Origin of the sequence: Cyanothece sp. BG0011, assembly GCF_003013815.1 — a bacterium.
Classification (GTDB): domain Bacteria; phylum Cyanobacteriota; class Cyanobacteriia; order Cyanobacteriales; family Microcystaceae; genus Crocosphaera.
Genome location: NZ_PRLH01000151.1, coordinates 1 through 18,397, shown reverse-complemented (window position 1 = coordinate 18,397; position 18,397 = coordinate 1). Strand labels below are relative to the sequence as shown.

Here is an 18,397-nt window from a genome sequence, read left to right as displayed (position 1 = left end):
TACCTAATTTCTTGAATAATCTTAATATAAGACCTAATCGAAAAAACATTAAATTATAATATAAGAAGGGATTAATAAGAGAAAGCTAAGACGATGAAAAAAGAAGCGAATACCATCGTAAACACCTTAAAAGCTAAAAAATTAAGGGTTACACCGCAACGTTTTGCAGTTTACGCCAATTTACTCGAAAGAACGGATCATCCGACCGCCGAGCAAATTTTAAGCGATCTCAATCAAAATGCGCCGACTTCTTCCCAAGCAACGGTATATAGTGCCTTGCAAGCGTTACGGGAAGTGGGGTTAGTGCGTGAAGTGTTGTTAGAGCCAGGAATTTGTCGTTATGATGCTAATATCGAAGCCCATCATCACTTTCGTTGTCGTTGTTGCGGTGTGATCGAGGATCTTCCTTGGGACACCTTTGAATCTATTAATTTAAAGGGACTACGTCAGGGGATTAAAGCAGAACGATATGAAGTGATCGTTGAAGGGATTTGCGATCGCTGTGAATAAATAAAACTTTTGCGGTTATAAGGGTTCCTCGAAGTTAACGTAACTTATATAGCGCGTTATCAGTCTTAGAATGAGGTAACACTCATCTATACTGGATGCCATAAGAATTAAAGATAAGCATTATGAAACTTTCAGATCATCTTAAAATGGCGACATCTGCCCTTTTGTCCCATAAACTCCGTAGTGGTTTAACCATGTTAGGGATTATCATTGGCAACGCTTCGGTGATTGGTATGGTTGCCGTGGGAGAAGGGGCCAGAAAAGCCACTGCAGAACAATTTGAAGCCCTTGGTCCGAATGTTTTATTTGTCAGCTTATCTTCTACCCGTGTGAGACGAACGTTATCATCGGATGCCAAACCCCTGTTACTCGAAGATGCAGAGGCCATCGGCCAATTAATCCCTAATATAACGAATATTTCTCCAGAAATCCACATCAATCAATTAATTACTTATCAAGATAAAATTCTCAGCAATTCAATCACAGGAACCACCCCTGATTATCTTCCTGTGAGAAATTTTGAAATCGAAAAAGGTCGTTTTATTAATAATATTGATGTTCAACGGAATCAAAGAGTTGTGGTATTAGGATCAGAAATTGTTGAAAAACTATTTAATAATCAAGATCCCATTGGTCAACAAATTAGAATTAAAAATACAACGTTTGAAGTGATTGGCACCTTAGCTAAAAAAGGAGCTTTATTTGACTCGAATCAAGATAATAAAGTTATTGTTCCGATTACCACTGCTCAAAATCAATTAAGAGGTTGGAATTCTCCCTACGGTGTCGTTTTAAATACCATTGCGTTACTGGCAAAAAATCAAGACAGTGTGGATGCAGTTCAGTTTCAAGTCAAAAATTTAATGTTATTACGTCATGGAACAAGTCGGGAGAATGATGTTAAGATTTTCTCTCAAAATTCTTTATTAAACATGGCAGACGAAACTAACGCCGGATTACAACAAATGTTAGGGGCGATCGCTCTTATTTCTTTATTAGTAGGTGGCATCGGAGTGATGAATATTATGTTAGTTTCTGTCAAAGAAAGAACGGGAGAAATTGGACTAAGAAAAGCCTTAGGAGCAACCCCCAAAGATATTTTAGGACAATTTGTTTTAGAAGCTATTTTGTTAGCAACGTTTGGCAGTTTAATCGGGGTTGGCGTGGGTTTAAGTGGCGTTTTTATTGCTCATGTTTTCTTTTCTCTGGCTGCCAGTATTTCTATTCCCTCTATTATCATTGCTGTTAGTGTTTCGGGTAGTGTGGGCTTATTTTTTGGGGTTTTTCCGGCTCAACAAGCAGCTAAACTCGATCCTATTATTGCCTTAAAAGGTTATTAATTGAAACCTCCACTGTTATAATGATAAGGTAACTATTTTAAACTGATAATGGGCTGTTCTCATATTGCTTTAACCATTGCGGGATCAGATAGTGGAGGAGGCGCAGGAATTCAAGCTGACTTAAAAACCTTTGCTTTTCATTGTGTTCATGGAGCCAGTGTTATTACCTGTATTACGGCTCAAAATACCCTAGGGGTTGATCAGGTTCAAGGGATCAATTCGGACTTGGTAAAAGCTCAAATTGAAGCGGTAATGAAGGATATTAATGTCAGAGCCGTTAAAACAGGAATGTTGTTTAATGAGGACATTATTTTAACAGTTTCTCGACAGATTAAACAATGGAAATTAGAGCAGTTAGTTGTTGATCCTGTTATGGTTTCTCGCACAGGAGCAAAATTAATTGATGACCAAGCGATCGCCAGTTTAAAAACTAATTTAATTCCTCAAGGTTTAATTGTAACCCCTAATCGGTATGAAGCACAAATCTTAAGCAATTTATCGATTAATTCCTTAGAAGATATGAAAAAAGCAGCCCAAATTATTCATAACTTAGGGTGTCAATTTGTCTTAGTCAAAGGGGAGCAATGAAAGATAAATTACAGGGGGTTGATGTTTGGTTTGATGGCAAACATTGGGAAATTTTAACCACAGAAATTGTTAAAACCCAACATACTCATGGAACCGGTTGTACTCTATCAGCAGCGATCGCTGCTAATTTAGCCCTAAAAAAAGAGCCTTTATTAGCGGTCAAACAGGCTAAAAATTATGTAACCAATGCCTTAAAATATTCCCTAGATATTGGTAAAGGAACTGGCCCCGTGGGTCACTTTTTTCCTTTATTAAAGAGTTAGATTTTATCCATTATCAGTGGGTAGTGAGTCCATACCCATATCTTGCACCTTCGATTACACCCCCCACACCCCCCACACCCCCCTTTATAAGGGGGGCAGGGGGGGTAGGGGGCAGGGGGGGTAGGGGGCAGGGGGGTAGGCAAGAGGCAATAGTATTTTATTTTAAAGCTAACTGCTTCAGGATTGACTGTCTTCTTTTCAGCTATTAAGTTATCTTGTAAGGCGTGCAAGATGTCAGTATACCCATTAAGGATTATGTTTATTGCCTTTGCCTTTTGCCTTTTGACTTTTGCCTTACTTAAGCAACCAACTTTAAGCAAGATGCAAGATTTCAGTTAATACGCACCCCGACCACTAAAAACAACCAAAATTGTTCTAAATATCAGTTGAAAATCATATAAAACTGACCATTTTTCTTGATAGCTAAGATCCAGTTTAACCACCTCCTCAAAATTAGTAATCATAGAACGTCCATTAACTTGCCATTCCCCGGTTAATCCTGGTTTAACCGCTAATCTTTGCCAATGATAAGCATTATATTGTTTGACTTCATCGGGGGTTGGGGGACGAGTTCCCACTAAACTCATATCTCCTTTTAAAACATTCCAAAATTGGGGAAACTCATCTAAACTACTACGACGGAGGAAGTAACCAATATGAGTGATTCTAGGATCTTTATTATTCTTAAAAAAATGACCTTTCGCCTTATTTTTAACGAGATGTTTTTGCTTTTCTGCATTAACAATCATCGAACGAAATTTCCAAAGACGAAATAATTTTCCATTGAGGCCACAACGCATTTGACTATATAAAAGAGGTCCGGGATCATCCCATTGCATAGCAATAAAAATAGGAATAGCTATCATACCTGTCAGTAATAAGCCTATTATTGCACCTAAAATATCAATGAAACGCTTGGTTTTACTATACACTGAACAATGAAAAATACGACTCCTATTAAGAGGAGAATCACAGCATAGAGAATCTTGAAATCTTTCAGAGGTAAGGCTTTTAACAGTGTTACTCACGATGGTTTGATCCTGATCAGTCTTACCCTTAGTTTTCCCTAAGTATCCCTAACTCATTAACATCCGATCATCAAAAATTACGACAAAAGTTCGTGAAAATAACTAAAAATCAAACTCCAGCAAAATAGGGCATCAGTATTATTGATTAATCTCAAGGTTTCATTTGCTGTAAATAAGCTTCATAACCTAATTTTTCTAAATTTTCTTGTTTATCTAATACCATTTGTTCTAATTCTTGTCGATAGTCCTGTACTTTCTTTAGTAACTTGGCATCATGGGAAGCTAACATTTGAACGGCCAACAGTCCCGCATTTTGGGCGTTACCAATAGCTACAGTGGCCACAGGAATGCCTCTGGGCATTTGTACAATGGAATAGAGAGAGTCTACCCCTTGTAAGTGACGAGTGGAAACGGGAACCCCAATGACTGGTAAAGGGGTCATAGAAGCTACCATACCGGGAAGATGGGCTGCTCCCCCTGCGCCGGCAATAATCACCTTTAAACCCCGTTCATGGGCGGTTTTGGCGTAGTGAACCATCCGTTCAGGGGTGCGATGGGCTGAAACGATGGCCACTTCCCATCGGACTTGAAACCTCTCACACACCGCGATCGCTTTTTCCATAGTGGGCAAGTCCGAATCACTACCCATGATAATACCGATAACAGGAGAAGAAGAGGTCATGAACCGTCAATGATAGAATAAACAACTACTTTATGATATCATTTTCCTAGAAATTATTTAAGAATGGAAATTCAACCTTCCGACTTTTCAAGTCAATTTTTCCATGACAATAAATGTTTTTTATCATTGGGGTCAGGAGTCAAGAAAAATAACCTTACTGTTAGTCACAAATGTTAAAAAATACTACAATTATCAATGCTAAATTATACGGATATCAAGAACCACAAAAAATCCTGATTAATGAACAAGGAATCATCGAAGATATCCAATCAATGGGTGTGGTTAATTCCACTCAAAAAGGAGATAAGGTTTATGATGCTCAAGGAGACTGGATCTCCCTGGGGGGAATCGATTTACAAATAAATGGAGGACTGGGATTAGCTTTTCCAGAAATCCAAGCCAAAGACTTACCTAAATTACACCAAATTTGTGAATTTTTATGGCAAGAAGGGATTGACGGATTTTTGCCAACATTAGTCACGACTTCAGTGGAAAATATACAGCGATCACTCGCTATTTTTGAACGGTTTATAAAGCTTCAAAAAGAAGAAAATGTACCCACCGCAAAAGTGTTAGGAGTCCATTTAGAAGGCCCCTTTTTAAACCACCAAAAAAAAGGAGCGCATCCTGCTCAATATCTTTTAACCCCTTCTGTTGAAGCCATAGAATGGCTATTAGATAGCTATGAATCCATCGTTAAAATTATCACTTTAGCCCCAGAATTAGACATATCCGATGAAGTAATTCCATATTTATCTTCTAGAGGTATTATTGCTAGTTTGGGTCATTCTCAAGCCAATGCAAAAGAAGCAAAAAAAGCCTTTGAAATGGGGGCATCAATGGTGACTCATGCCTTTAATGCCATGCCTCCTTTACATCATCGTCAACCTGGATTATTAGGGGAAGCAATGATTAATCCTAATGTTTATTGTGGGTTAATTGCTGATGGTAATCATGTCTGTCCAACCATGATTGAATTATTACTTAGAGGCAGTCTTTATGAAAGAGGTGTTTTCTTAGTCAGTGATGCGTTGGCCCCCATTGGTTTAGGGGACGGGGTTTATCCTTGGGATAACCGACAAATTGAAGTGAAAAAAGGAACAGCGAGGCTGGCTAACGGGACCTTAGCAGGAACAACCTTACCTTTATTAATGGGGGTTAAAAACTTAGTAGAATGGCAATTATGCCCCATCGGAAATGCCATTGCTTTAGCCACAGAATCCCCGAGAAAAGCGATTAAATTACCAGGAATTTCACCAGGGCAACCAGGGAGTTTATTACAATGGCATTGGGATAAAGATAATAATCAAGTTAATTGGAGAAGACTGTGAAGAATTAATTATTTAAAGTTTGTCTGACTTTTATAACACTACAAAAAATACTTAGGACACTTGTTAACCTTGAAACTGTTATCTAATCAACCATTGCCACCCCCTCTAACTCCCCTTTTTGTGAGGGGGAGAACCCATGCGCGTTCCTTATTCCAAGCGTGCGTAGCACTATAATGATATGATTTTAAATAGGAAGTGAGTATTATTCAATTATGTCGGAATCAGCCCCATCTCTCCACCTCCACACCGCTTATAATCCTTATCCGAAGTGTGTTTTTCTTCAAGTCACTCCGAAATCATCGGCAACGTCTCAGGGTGAATTTCTCCTAGACTTAAATTTGCGCTTCAATGAACAAGAAAAAGCCTTACTCAATGGTCAAATCAAATTTGGCATCAAAGGGGGTAACCTCAATTTAACGGTACAACAAGGAAAGATTATTGAACCTCAATTAAATGGAAACACTCTTTTTAAGCTAATAGAATCTGATGATAATAGTGTAGTATGGCATTTAATTTCGCCAACGGGACAATCTACCCTCAAAATTGATCATTCATCGCCCTTAGCTACGATTCAATCGAGCAATGAATCGGTTGAGGTAACTGTCTCTTATACAGTTAGTTTAAGCGATATTTCTATTACTGATGTCACTGGTTTATGGCGACATGATATTCATCCGAATAAACATAGTATTTTAGAACGGAAACTGGCTCAATTTTTATGGAAAGAACGGCTTTCTCCTGAAATCTCCAGGATTCAATTAACCTCACAAGTATCAGACGTAAAAAAAATAGAGAGTCCTACGACTAATGTTGAACCGCAACATCTGGCTGATTTACATCAATTAATTGATAATATTTATGATGTCAAAACTAGCCATTTATTAGAACTAATTAAAATTGCCAAACTAGATTATCAAACCGACTTAGCCGGAGGCAATTTTCTGGGAACCGAATTAAGCAGTATTGAGTTAAGTGGGGCTAATTTAACTCACAGTAATTTTCGGGGGGCTAATTTAACCGACGCTGATTTAAGTGAGGCTATTTTAAGTTATACTAGGTTTAGTGGCGCTGATCTCAGTGGGGCTTATTTAGGAAATGCCAACTTACAACAAGCGGATTTTTATCGCAGTAGTTTGGCGTTAGCCAATTTAATTGGGGCTGATTTAAGGGGGGCTAATTTACAAGAAGCTAACTTGAGTCAGAGCAATTTAAGTGGGGCTTTAATAGAAGGGTGTCAGTTTGGTAATAATGAGGGAATGACCCCAGAAATCAAAACCAATCTCTTAGAAAGGGGGGCAATTTTCCCTGAGGAATGAAAAGCCCAAACTACCCATTAATCATCTGAAGTTAATCCTTCTTTAATTTCTATAAATAATCCCACAATATCCGTTAAAGAAATCTTCAACAAAGAAAGGATTCCTACTGCAATTAGGAGGAGTCCTAAAAAGAAGTTATCATCGTATAAAATGAGTCCTACCACCACAATAAAATAGGGTGAAACAATACCACTAATTTTTTCAACAATAGTGACAACTTCGGGATTTTCTTCAACTATTGATGAGTCTTGTATATTACTAATTTGACTCAATTCTGTGTCATCCTCCGAAGTTTCTTGTAGTTCAGATTCTGAAGGAAACATAATATCAGGAGCATCTATATTTTCTGTAGCTTTTTCTTCTTTTGGTTGTCTTCCAAACATAATTAAAATTAACCTCTAAATTGTTCACTGGGTAAGTGTTGTTTAAGGTAGCCAAAACTGGGGAATGATATCATTCATTATTTTACGCACATTCTGGTTAATGACTCGTCCTAGCTGAATATGGGGTTCATCCGGTTCTACAGGAATAATCTTAGCAGGATTTCCTCCCAATTGTTCTATAACTAAATTAGCAGCTTCTAAACCAGTTACATAAGCTTTTTCTTGTGACCAAGAACCATGATTTGTAATAATCCAATCTCCACTCAAGTATAAATTAGGAATGGGAGATTTTGCAGGGAGTAAATATTGATAGCTACCAGGGGCAAAATGGGTGACTCCTTGACGGACTTTAATCACACGACTATCTATAATCTTAGCATTAGCAAAGCCAGGAATACAAGTGGTTAAATCCTGATGAACTTTATTAATAATTTGTTCATCATTCATGGTTAATAGTTGATTCGCATGATAAAAATCTGCCTCGATAACACTGCCTGATAAGGCTTTATATTCATCATGAAGATTATTAAGATCAAAAAATGTCCATCCCGTGGTTTTATCAAAGCCAAAACAGGCGTTAGATGGCAAAGGAATATCCACTTTTTTATCAAACCATAAGCGAGTGGCTAAAACATCAATTCCCCCTAAGTTAGATAAATTATAAAATTCTGGGTACTGATTTAACACCTTACTTTGAGACACTATCTTTTTAATTCCACTAATACTAACCCCTAAAATAACAGCATCGGCTGCAAAGATTTCGTTATCACACATAACCCCTTTTGCTGTTCCTTGATTATTGACAATAATATCAGTGACGCGCTTATTAGTTAAAATTTTACCTCCATTACTTTCTATCTTATCTACCCAAGGTTTAAAAATCATTTCTCCTACAGTTCCTCGACACCAAACGACATCAAAATTCGCTTGATGCGCTAGGATAAAATAATAGAGCATTCCTAAGGTTGCTGCTGCACTACATTGTTCTCCTGGGGCAAATAATCCTACTAATAACATGGGTTCAAACGCATCTTTATAGAGACGAGAAGATACGCCAAATTGTTTAAATAATTCCCTAGCAGTAATTTTATCATAGCGTTCCCAAGCTTCAGGAGAATTATCAAAGTCTAGTAAGCTATAAAGTAGGGGCAAAGCTGATAATCTATCGATTAAAGGGAGTCGTTGAAACTTAGTATATAGAAACGTTCCTAACGGAGTGGGTAAAAGGGGTTCATCTTGAAAAATAGGGGATTCTACCTCTAAACCAGCAGGAGAATATTGAGACGAACGAGTCCAATTTGTAAACGGGTTTAACCCTAATTCTCGGACTAATTTAAAGATATTTTGATAAGGATACCAAAAGCCATGAATTCCAGCTTCTATGGACTTACCGTCTTCGGTTTTCCAGCCAGAAACTAACCCCCAGGATAAGGAGATGCTTCTAATAAAGTGACATCATACCCTTGTTTTGTTAAGTGATAAGTTGCCCCTAAACCAGCCCAACCAGCCCCAACAATTACGACTTTTTTTTGTTTTGACATTTTCTAATTTTGAGTCTTTTTACTGTTTTTACAATTGGTTATGTTAGAATTAAGAGTACCTCAATTTTAGAGGAAAAAAGATGAAAACTTCGGTTAATTTAACCTTTAAAGATTATCTAGAATACGATGATAACACAAATTGTCTCTATGAACTGGTAGAGGGAGAATTAAGATTAATGACTCCTGCTGGTCCGTTACATTCAGATATGATTGACTTTATTTTTAAGCAATTTGATCGAGAAATTGAGGGATTTAGTTTAGATTATGTAGTTAAACAAATTTTATTAATGTGAAGCTAAAGCATCAATTTTTATTTTTAAAAAATAACGAATTTACTAACTCACTAAAATGATGTTGAAATCATCTAAAATTGTATCATTTTTATTACTTTTATCTCTGTGGCAATCATATTTTAATATTGCCAAAGCTGAACAAGTCTGTAAAGTAACAGACCCCACGGGAACCCCTCTTAATGTTCGGAAAACCCCCAATGGTAGCCTTGTGGGTACGTTAAAAAATGGGGTTGAAGTTTATATTATTAAAATTGACTATGACTCTCAAGGTCGTCCTTGGGCTTTAGTGAGACCATATGGTCAAAACGGGGCATTTGGTTGGGTATTTCGAGAATTTATTAGTTGTTTTAATCGTTAATAATGAATCTCATTTTATTCTTTGTTTTAAAACTTCATTAAACTATAGTTTTCTTTATATCAAGAGTAAGGATTAAAAATATTTGTTAAAATTATACTAGAGGTAGGTGAAAGAATAGATTGTGTTTAAGTATCCTAGAATTATCGGGTATTTATATCACTGATAACTTTACTTTTTGAGTATTAATGCTCAACAATTTGACTAATAAATTCGGAGGATTATATAAATGTCTACTGATTTTACACAAGCATTAGAAGTCATTGGCTTAATTAGCCTTGCTTGCACCATTATATCACCCCTTTTACTCTGGTTATTTAGCTATCAACCAGAAACCACTTAATCGAATTTTGTCGTTAACAAGACAGTTTTTAGATGGTTAGGGAGAAACCACGACTTTTCTCTCGTTATTAACTTCAGTGGTAAACTCATAACCCCCTGCTTTAACTTGTAATTTTCCTTCTTTGTAACCCAGAAAGATGGGTGATTGGTCTTGGGTTTGACTGTTATAAAGGGCGAAATTTTCTGACCATTGATGTAAGTCTCCATCACGGATAATCATTGGTAAAAGGTTAAGTGTATTGTAAATTAATTGTAAGGTTTGTCCATTACTTCCTTCATAATTGACAATTCCTCTAGTCAGCTTTTCTAAGTTAAGCTGACTCTTTTTTTTGATATTTTCTTTGAAGTTCTCATAACTACCATGAGATTCTTTTTCACCCACTTCTAAAACAAATCCGTAAAAATTTTCCTGATTTTTTTCTGCTGTTAAAAATGTTTCTTGTGAATATTTCTCTTTCTTATGTGTGACTTCTTGGTAAGGTTTTAAGTTAATAGGATGAACCGCCAACCATGTTTTTTCAAGTTTAAAAAAACCAAATATTATCCTCTATTTCTGCTAACGAATTTTTAGGAATTTGAAAGCTAAAATTAGACTGAGAGGGAGGACGTAACCAAATCAAAAGATTACGATATTGTCCTATTTGATCCCCTGGTTGTTTACCCTGTCTAACCAACTTTCTACCCGTATTAACCACAAAATAATCAACCCCTCGCTGAGAATTGTCAGCCATTAATTTAAACGGGGCAACATCGCCATCAGGAAATTTTGCCACTAAACTTCCCATTTGATAACTATGGCCAAAAAACTGAGTTTCCCAGTATCCCGGTTCATCAGAATTGCCAGGTTTCCAATTTTCATATAACGGTTTACTACTGAGAATTTCTAAAGGTTTTTTAAAGTTTTTATGGGCTAATGCTACGGCTGCTAAAGGGGGACGATAGGAACTGGTAATTAAGAATAAACTATCCTCTTCAGGATGATGATTAGATAAAGGAGTATCGCCAAAATATAACCAAAATGTTCGGGCAGACGATGACCCCATGGCCACATTGCCTCCTCCATAATCTCGTTTTACTGGGCCTCCCCAACCCCCTCGATAATATTTAATGGCGGCAGCCACAGACATCCAATCTAAGGCCGCTTTGGCTAATAATTTAACTTCGGGATCTTTGGCAAAATCATAAAGATTTAGATAGGGGGCAAAGGTGTGTCCGTGATACACTTCTGAGTCCCATTCTCCCATACCAATATGATACAATGCCCACACATATCTTTGGATTTTCTCTTTATAAATTAACCTGGTTTCTTCGTTACCTGTTTCTTCGGCCATTAAGTAAACAGACGTTTCTCTCATTGCCCTTAAATTGTCCGTATTTCTGCCATCAACCCATCTTCCTCGCCGACTAATATCCCAGTCTCTACCGCTACCATCTCCTAACCCATAAACAGGATGAGGACGGTTTAAAGGATCTTCCGATGTCCATTTTTTTGCCCCTTTAAACATTCGTTGTTTATAGTTCGGATCGAGAAATTTTCCGTATAAGAAATACTTACGAATTTGTCCTTTTAAGGTAAAACAATAATAGTAATCAATACCGTCCGTATGTTGATGTTCTTTAGCTTGGGGATCTTCTTGTTGTAAAAAAGCCATTGCTTTGTCTTCATTTCCTGCTAAAAAATCCAACATCGCCCGAGGATAAGACCGTTTTTCGTTTTCTCCGTAGGCGTTGCCGTAACTTTCTCTATCGGCATAAAAATCAATAATTTCTAATGCTCTTTTTTGAAAGCCTTTTTCTAATTCTGTTGTCCACTGATTACGATAATTTTGCTCAACTTCGGGCAATTGTAAAGAAGACATTTCAATAAATTTTGGTGTTATCGTTGTTGTGCTACTAATACTAGAAGAACAGCTTATTAATGGAGTGGAACATAAGATAAGAAAGCTGATCGGATAACTAAATATTGATAATTTCATAACTCATTAATCGTTAATAATTTCAAAATCGTATTCAGCAAAATTGCTACTTTTAGGAATCACTCGAACCAATAAAGGATCGGTATTGCGATCGCCACTTTTAAGAAATTGTATGGGTTCTCCTGATGTTTCATTAGAGGATAATTCTGTTGTTTGTAACTTAGTTAAAATAGTATTTCTAGTGGCATTTTCTGACAATGCTTTAGTAAAGGCTTTAGTGGCATCATAACTGGTAGCTGTGCGCCAACTGACTCGCCCTCCCCATCGTTTGGCTGCTAAATTTGTATAAGGATAACTATTTTTAGCAAACCAAGGAACCGCTAAGACTAAATTTTTAACACCACCTTTACTTAATTTTAACGTGGCAGGATTATATAAAGCATCACCGCCTAAGAGTTTTTTAGGGTTGGATAAATCAGCATTAGCATCAGCAACCTGTAAGGCAAGGTTAATAATTTTATTATCAGTATTGGGAAATAACACAAAAGCATCTACATTATTTTGTAGGTTTTCTACGGTATTTTTAGGATTAAAACTCGGAAGGCTCATATCTATTACTGTTGCACTTCCTAATAGTTGAAACCCGTTGACGAAGGCATCTTTGAGACTTTGACTATAATTGCTAGTAGATGTATAAAAAACAGCTACATTACTAATATTATTTTGAATGGCATATCGGGCTAAAACCTGTCCGGCTTTAGCATCAGATGGCACGGTTCTAAAAAAGACATTACCGGATAAACTGGTACTGGTGCTAGTGGGGGAAATCATGGCTATTCGGGCTGTTTCGTATTCTTTTAATCCTTCAACCGTTGCACTACTAGAATTATGACCAATCACCCCTAAAATATCATTATTATTAACAATTTTTTCAGCCACTTGTTGAGCATAATTGGGATCATTACTATCATTGACAATAACAATTTCTAATAGTCTGCCATTAATGCCTTTTTGATTAAATTGAGTTTGGGCTTGTGCTACTCCCCGTAACATTTCTTCTGCGTTAGTTTGTTTTTGATCAACGGGAACCACAGCAGCTAACTTAAAGGGATTTCCTGCTTGTCTGGCTTGTGAATTATTAAGATAAATTTGAATTTCTGGATCATTATTAATAGGTTTAGTCTTGATGGCTTCAGAAAACTGTTGATAAGCTTCCTCGTAATTTCCGGCTTTAAAAGCTGCTATTCCTTGCTCAATATTAGGGTTATTTTGATTCGTAAATAAACGGCGATCGCCACTACTAAATCGTTGTTCTAAAGGAATTCCTGTTAAACTAGGATCACTAGGAGATGGGCTGGAGTTTGGGGAAGGGGTAATCGTAGAAGTTGGCTCAGGAATTGGGTTATTATCACTAATGAGAAGGGGTTTAACTGCCAATTCCCACAGTATAACAATAATAGTTAGGGTTCCAATGGTACTTAAAGTGGCCAAGATTATTTTTAAGGTTTTATCCATGAATACTATTAATTGACGGCTAATCTATTGTATTTTTTATCTAGGGAGCGCCTCTACCCTCACGTCCCGTGAAGGGATGTAAGCGGATTTAGTTTTTACAATTCAAGTTGCTAGTTTGTAAAAATGTGTGATAGGATTAGCATATCAACATCAAGCATCTCTGTCGATATGCTTAATCTAACGTACAATTACAAACTCCAACCAACTAAAAAACAAATAGAAATAATTGAACACAATTTAGATGTTTGTAGGTCTGTTTGGAACTATGGATTGTACGAAAGAAAACTATGGTATAACTCCCGTAGTTGTGAAATTAATAAATGTTCACTTCACTCTGAATATATTGTTGAACCCTTTGAATATCCTAACTATCATCATCAATCTAAACAACTAACTTTAGCCAAGAAAACTAATGCTTTTCTTAAATCAGGCAATGCTCAAGCTATGCAACAAACTTTAAGAAAATTAGATAGAGCATTTAATGACATGAAAAGCAAAGGGATGGGGTTTCCTAGGTATAAAAAGAAGATGAAATCTTTTAACTTGATTAGTAATAAAATTGAGTTGAATGGGAGTTATCTTAAACTACCTTTACTTAAAACTATTAAGTTAAAGAAATCTAGGGATATTTCAAAAGGATTTAAGATTAAGCAAGCCCAAATCATTAAAAAAGCTAGTGGTTACTATGTTAATTTAATGATTGAACTTGATGTTGATGTACCTTCACCTATGCCTCATGGTCACGCAGTAGGGTTAGATGTCGGTATTCAAAGCATGATAGCAACCTCAGATGGTTTAACTATTCCTAGACCATTATTTTTAGACAAAGCACTGCGTAAGATTGAATTACTACAAAGAAAGCTTAGAAATAAAATCAAAGGTTCTAATAAATGGAAAAAATTGAACCATAGAATTGCTTTACTACACGAAGCAGTAGCTAATAGAAGAAAAAACTATCATTTCAAATTAGCTCACCAACTTTGCAAAGAAGTAGGGATGATATTTGTAGAAGATATTAACTTCAATTCCTGGTCTAAAGGAATGTTTTGTAAACAATCATTAGATATGGGATTGGGTCAATTCTTTACTAGATTAGAATATGTTTGTAGTCAAACAGATACCTATTTCGCAAAAGTTAATAAGGATTTCACTTCACAAACCTGTCCTAATTGTGGAACTCATACAGGTAAAAAAGAACTTGATACTCGAGTTCATAGATGTCCTGAATGTAGTTTTGAATGCGATAGAGATGTTGCTGCTTCAATGATAGTAAAACAAAGAGGTTTAGAACAACTTGCGGTCGGTGCGCCCGTGATTAAACAGCCCAGTAATGGCGATCTGTCGGGGACTATTTCGGTAGTCTAGATAAAAGTCTATATGGGAATCCCTCGTTAAAAACGAGGGAGGTTCAAATTTCATTCTATAGTGCTACGCACTGGGCAATGGGCAATGAGCAAGGGTTCTCGCCCTCACAAAAGGGGGAGTTAGAGGGGGTGGCAATGATAAGCTGTAAAAAGGTTTCAGGATCGGGAAATGTCCTAAACTTAATGCGTAGGACTATAACTTCTGACTTCGAGCGAAGCGATAAAAAACCCCCTAGAAATATAGAGGGTTGTGACTTATTAATAACGAGAATTAGGCATTAACTATCCTAAAACAGCTTTTGCTTTAGCTAAAACATTCTCGACACTAAAGCCAAATTTTTCCATACAGGTGGCACCAGGAGCAGACGCACCGAAACGATCAATACTAACAGTATCACCTTCAGTTCCGACATATTTTGCCCAACCAAAGCTAACGCCAGCTTCAACGGATACCCGTTTTGTAACCGCTTTCGGTAACACAGACTCTTTATAAGCTTCGTCTTGCGCTTCAAATAACTCCCAAGAAGGCATAGAAACCACACGGACTTTCTTACCTTCGCCGCTTAATTTTTCAGCCGCCGTGACACACAGACTAACTTCTGAACCCGTTCCAATGAGGATAATATCAGGGGTTCCGTCACAGTCCACAATGGTATAAGCACCCTTGCTTGTCCCTTCGATAGACGTTCCAGGAAGGTTAGGCACATTTTGACGAGTGAAAGCCAGAAGGGTGGGGGCGTGTTGCTTGGCGTTCTCAATGGCGACTTTATAAGCACCAGAACACTCATTACCATCGGCAGGACGAATCACCGTTAAATTAGGAATCGCCCGTAAAGAAGCCAAAACTTCCACGGGTTGGTGAGTCGGACCATCTTCCCCTTGGCCGATGGAGTCGTGAGTCATTACCCAGATAGATCCCGCTTGAGAGAGGGCTGATAAACGGATAGAAGCCCGCATATAATCGGTAAAGATGAGGAAAGTCGCACCATAAGGAATTAAACCAGAACCATGTAGGGCCATTCCGTTACAGATAGCACCCATCCCATGTTCTCTGACCCCAAAGTGGACGTTACGGTTCTCGTAGGCTCCTTTTTGGAAATCCCCAGAAACCTTTAATTCTGTTAGGTTAGAGTGGGTTAAATCAGCCGAACCCCCGATTAATTCAGGAATCACAGGGGCCAACTTATTGAGGATAGCAGCAGAATGTTTACGGGTAGCAGTGGCCGCATCATCAGGGGTAAAAGTGGGGAGTTCTTTTTCCCAACCTTCACGAAGTTGACCACTTAAATAGCGTTCAAACTCAGCCGCATCTGCAGGATATTTTGCCTTGTAAGTTTCAAAGGCTTTGTTCCATTCCTGTTCATAGTTAGCACCCCGTTCGATGGCTTTATTCATGTGGCTTAGCACATCTTGAGGAATCTCAAAGGGTTCGTGGTCCCAACCTAAGTTATGACGAGTTAAGGCCACTTCATCGGCCCCTAAGGCAGCCCCGTGAACGCCGGCGGTGTTTTGCTTGTTGGGGGAACCGTAACCGATGGTGGTGGTTACTTTAATCATCGAAGGCTTATCGGTGACTTTTTTAGCTTCTTCGATCGCCTTAGCAATACCATCTAAATCGGTGTTACCATTTTCCACATGGAGAACGTGCCAACCGTAAGCTTCAAAGCGTTTGGATACATCTTCGGTAAAGGCCACATCGGTCGAACCATCGATGGAGATATGGTTATCGTCATAAAGAGCGATGAGTTTGCCTAGGCCCCAGTGGCCCGCAGCCGAACAAGCTTCACTGGCAACCCCTTCCATATTGCAACCATCCCCTAGGATGACATAGGTGTAATGGTCAACAATGGTTGCATCGGGTTTGTTAAAGGTAGCTGCTAAATGGGCTTCTGCTAAGGCTAAACCCACGCCGTTGGCGATCCCTTGTCCTAGGGGTCCGGTGGTAACTTCTACCCCTTCGGTTTCAAAGTTTTCTGGGTGTCCGGGGGTTTTTGATCCCCATTGACGAAATTGTTTTATGTCTTCGATAGTGACACTATCGTATCCGGTCAAATAGAGTAAGGCGTACTGTAACATACAGCCATGACCCGCCGAGAGGATAAAGCGATCGCGGTTAAACCATTTGGGGTTTTTGGGGTTAAACCGCATAAACTGATCCCACAGGACATAAGCCATCGGGGCCGCGCCCATGGGCAGTCCTGGGTGTCCTGATTTGGCTTTTTCTACAGCATCGACTGCTAAAAAACGAATAGAATTAATGCACAGTTCTTGAAGTGACTGGGTGGCAGCGACCATAATTTTTCTTGAAATAAACTACGATAAGACAACAATTTAGTGTGGAGTGGGCAACTCCTGATCTGTAATTTGCCCCAAGGTTTGTCTTTATCATCCCACTCTTGGGTAACGATGGGAAGATACACTATAACAATTTTCTGATCAATTTTGATCACCTCGGCCTTATTAGCATCGTTAATTGATCACAGCCCAAACCGTCCGATTTTCTGTTGAGCTTAACTATTTTATTATTTTTTCTGTTTTTAACGGGGATCATTTTTGGCATAATTGGCTTAGGATTCAAAAAAAGATTAAATTTGTTAAAGATTAACCTAAAAAACTCAAAAAACAATTCTCTAGATCACGTTTGTCTATAGAAACCAAAGATGTTTATTTGATGACTAAATCCCACTAACAACTATGCCAAGAAGCGATAAACTATAGAAACGGACGACACAAAGCAAAAGTAAAAAAAGACGGAAAAATTAGGAGATTTGTATTATTATGAGTTACGATTTTGACCTATTTGTTATTGGGGGCGGTTCCGGTGGTATTGCAACTGCTAGACGGGCTGCAGAATATGGGGCAAAAGTTGGATTAGCAGAAAATAATCGCTTAGGGGGAACCTGCGTTAATGTGGGCTGTATTCCTAAAAAATTAATGGTTTATACGTCTCATTTTCCGGCCCAGTTTCAAGAGTCTCAAGGGTATGGTTGGAGTTCGGTTAAAAGTACCTTAGATTGGTCAAAAATGATCACAGCCGTTAACCAAGAAACCCAACGTCTTAATGGTATTTATCAACGGATGTTAGATAACTCTAATGTAGAACTTTATCGGGACTATGGAAAATTACTTGATCCCCACACTATAGAAGTGGGAAATACTAAAGTTACCGCCGATAAAATCTTAATTGCAGTGGGGGGACATCCCGTTAGACCGAATATTCCAGGGATTGAAAATACGATCATTTCTGATGATATGTTTACCCTAGCTGAACAACCGAAACGACTGGTTATTTGGGGAGGCGGTTATATTGGGGTCGAATTTGCCTGTATTTATGCGCGGTTTGGGTTCAGATGTTATTCAAATTATTCGTCGAGATAAAATTCTGAACGGCTTTGATGAAGATATCAGAACCACCATTCAAGAGTCCATGGAACATCATGGCATTCAAATCCTGAAAAATACAACCATTACCTCCATTGAAAAAACGTCCCAAGGGTTAAAAGTTGCCCTCACAGGGGATAAAAATAATGAAATGATTCTAGCCGATACCATTGGCTTAGCAGCCACCGGACGGAAACCCAGTTTAGATAATTTAGGCTTAGAAAATGCCGGGTTGAAGTTAAAAATGAG

At 38.0% G+C, this 18,397-nt stretch carries 12 protein-coding genes and 4 pseudogenes; 9 read left to right on the top strand and 7 right to left on the bottom strand.

All coding sequences use genetic code 11. From position 1 onward, the window contains the following. Window positions 1-93 precede the first annotated feature (93 nt). The 3 genes and pseudogenes from C4E06_RS19915 to thiD all read left to right on the top strand — a co-directional run bounded on the left by C4E06_RS19915 (window position 94) and on the right by thiD (window position 2,701). Window positions 94-510 (top strand): Fur family transcriptional regulator, encoded by a 417-nt coding sequence (locus C4E06_RS19915; RefSeq protein ID WP_107670081.1) that lies wholly within the window; start codon window positions 94-96, stop codon window positions 508-510. A 122-nt stretch (window positions 511-632) separates the two neighbouring features. Then, window positions 633-1,850, top strand: coding sequence for an ABC transporter permease (locus C4E06_RS19910; protein WP_107670079.1), 1,218 nt, complete (start codon window positions 633-635; stop codon window positions 1,848-1,850). Between the two features lie 48 nt (window positions 1,851-1,898). After that, window positions 1,899-2,701, top strand: a pseudogene (gene thiD / locus C4E06_RS19905) (bifunctional hydroxymethylpyrimidine kinase/phosphomethylpyrimidine kinase). A 335-nt stretch (window positions 2,702-3,036) separates the two neighbouring features. Here thiD and C4E06_RS19900 read toward each other — a convergent pair. After that, the gene (locus tag C4E06_RS19900; protein ID WP_107670078.1) at window positions 3,037-3,729 is read right to left on the bottom strand and encodes a sugar transferase; all 693 of its coding nucleotides are present in this window, start codon (window positions 3,727-3,729) and stop codon (window positions 3,037-3,039) included. 151 nt (window positions 3,730-3,880) lie between these two features. Next, window positions 3,881-4,411: a 5-(carboxyamino)imidazole ribonucleotide mutase gene (gene purE / locus C4E06_RS19895; RefSeq protein ID WP_107670076.1), complete on the bottom strand. Its 531-nt coding sequence runs from the start codon at window positions 4,409-4,411 to the stop codon at window positions 3,881-3,883. A gap of 170 nt (window positions 4,412-4,581) precedes the next feature. Between purE and nagA the strand changes: the two genes are divergently transcribed. Then, window positions 4,582-5,742, top strand: coding sequence for an N-acetylglucosamine-6-phosphate deacetylase (gene nagA / locus C4E06_RS19890; protein ID WP_107670074.1), 1,161 nt, complete (start codon window positions 4,582-4,584; stop codon window positions 5,740-5,742). A 212-nt stretch (window positions 5,743-5,954) separates the two neighbouring features. Next, the gene (locus C4E06_RS19885) at window positions 5,955-7,058 is read left to right on the top strand and encodes a pentapeptide repeat-containing protein (protein WP_107670072.1); all 1,104 of its coding nucleotides are present in this window, start codon (window positions 5,955-5,957) and stop codon (window positions 7,056-7,058) included. Between the two features lie 17 nt (window positions 7,059-7,075). On the opposite strand, the gene C4E06_RS19880 is transcribed toward C4E06_RS19885, so the two are convergent. Continuing rightward, complete coding sequence (locus C4E06_RS19880; protein ID WP_107670071.1) at window positions 7,076-7,441, bottom strand: hypothetical protein; 366 nt, start codon at window positions 7,439-7,441, stop codon at window positions 7,076-7,078. Window positions 7,442-7,483: 42 nt separating this feature from the next. Further along, window positions 7,484-8,982 (bottom strand): annotated as a pseudogene (locus C4E06_RS19875) (FAD-dependent oxidoreductase). Between the two features lie 80 nt (window positions 8,983-9,062). Between C4E06_RS19875 and C4E06_RS19870 the strand changes: the two are divergent. Together C4E06_RS19870 and C4E06_RS28220 are read left to right on the top strand one after the other, a co-directional pair. After that, complete coding sequence (locus C4E06_RS19870; RefSeq protein ID WP_107670064.1) at window positions 9,063-9,275, top strand: Uma2 family endonuclease; 213 nt, start codon at window positions 9,063-9,065, stop codon at window positions 9,273-9,275. A 55-nt stretch (window positions 9,276-9,330) separates the two neighbouring features. Further along, entirely contained in the window at window positions 9,331-9,633 is a 303-nt protein-coding gene (locus tag C4E06_RS28220; RefSeq protein ID WP_198648853.1) for an SH3 domain-containing protein, read from the top strand. 376 nt (window positions 9,634-10,009) lie between these two features. Here C4E06_RS28220 and C4E06_RS19865 read toward each other — a convergent pair. Both C4E06_RS19865 and C4E06_RS19860 read right to left on the bottom strand, forming a co-directional pair. Next, window positions 10,010-11,948: pseudogene (locus tag C4E06_RS19865) on the bottom strand (hypothetical protein). 6 nt (window positions 11,949-11,954) lie between these two features. Beyond that, complete coding sequence (locus tag C4E06_RS19860; RefSeq protein ID WP_107670062.1) at window positions 11,955-13,403, bottom strand: ABC transporter substrate-binding protein; 1,449 nt, start codon at window positions 13,401-13,403, stop codon at window positions 11,955-11,957. Window positions 13,404-13,571: 168 nt separating this feature from the next. Between C4E06_RS19860 and C4E06_RS19855 the strand changes: the two genes are divergently transcribed. Continuing rightward, on the top strand, window positions 13,572-14,768 hold the full coding sequence (locus C4E06_RS19855; protein WP_107670060.1) for an RNA-guided endonuclease TnpB family protein: 1,197 nt from the start codon (window positions 13,572-13,574) through the stop codon (window positions 14,766-14,768). A 281-nt stretch (window positions 14,769-15,049) separates the two neighbouring features. On the opposite strand, the gene tkt is transcribed toward C4E06_RS19855, so the two are convergent. Continuing rightward, the gene (tkt, locus tag C4E06_RS19850) at window positions 15,050-17,062 is read right to left on the bottom strand and encodes a transketolase (RefSeq protein ID WP_107670058.1); all 2,013 of its coding nucleotides are present in this window, start codon (window positions 17,060-17,062) and stop codon (window positions 15,050-15,052) included. A 483-nt stretch (window positions 17,063-17,545) separates the two neighbouring features. Here tkt and C4E06_RS19845 point away from each other — a divergent pair. Continuing rightward, a pseudogene (locus tag C4E06_RS19845) lies at window positions 17,546-18,397 on the top strand (FAD-dependent oxidoreductase); the annotation flags it as partial.

Coding starts and splice junctions, on each gene's coding strand:
- C4E06_RS19915 (WP_107670081.1), top strand. CDS start 94: ATGAAAAAAGAAGCGAATACCATCGTAAACACCTTAAAAGCTAAAAAA.
- C4E06_RS19910 (WP_107670079.1), top strand. CDS start 633: ATGAAACTTTCAGATCATCTTAAAATGGCGACATCTGCCCTTTTGTCC.
- purE (WP_107670076.1), bottom strand. CDS start 4,411: ATGACCTCTTCTTCTCCTGTTATCGGTATTATCATGGGTAGTGATTCG.
- nagA (WP_107670074.1), top strand. CDS start 4,582: ATGTTAAAAAATACTACAATTATCAATGCTAAATTATACGGATATCAA.
- C4E06_RS19885 (WP_107670072.1), top strand. CDS start 5,955: ATGTCGGAATCAGCCCCATCTCTCCACCTCCACACCGCTTATAATCCT.
- C4E06_RS19880 (WP_107670071.1), bottom strand. CDS start 7,441: ATGTTTGGAAGACAACCAAAAGAAGAAAAAGCTACAGAAAATATAGAT.
- C4E06_RS19870 (WP_107670064.1), top strand. CDS start 9,063: ATGAAAACTTCGGTTAATTTAACCTTTAAAGATTATCTAGAATACGAT.
- C4E06_RS28220 (WP_198648853.1), top strand. CDS start 9,331: ATGATGTTGAAATCATCTAAAATTGTATCATTTTTATTACTTTTATCT.
- C4E06_RS19860 (WP_107670062.1), bottom strand. CDS start 13,403: ATGGATAAAACCTTAAAAATAATCTTGGCCACTTTAAGTACCATTGGA.
- C4E06_RS19855 (WP_107670060.1), top strand. CDS start 13,572: ATGCTTAATCTAACGTACAATTACAAACTCCAACCAACTAAAAAACAA.
- tkt (WP_107670058.1), bottom strand. CDS start 17,062: ATGGTCGCTGCCACCCAGTCACTTCAAGAACTGTGCATTAATTCTATT.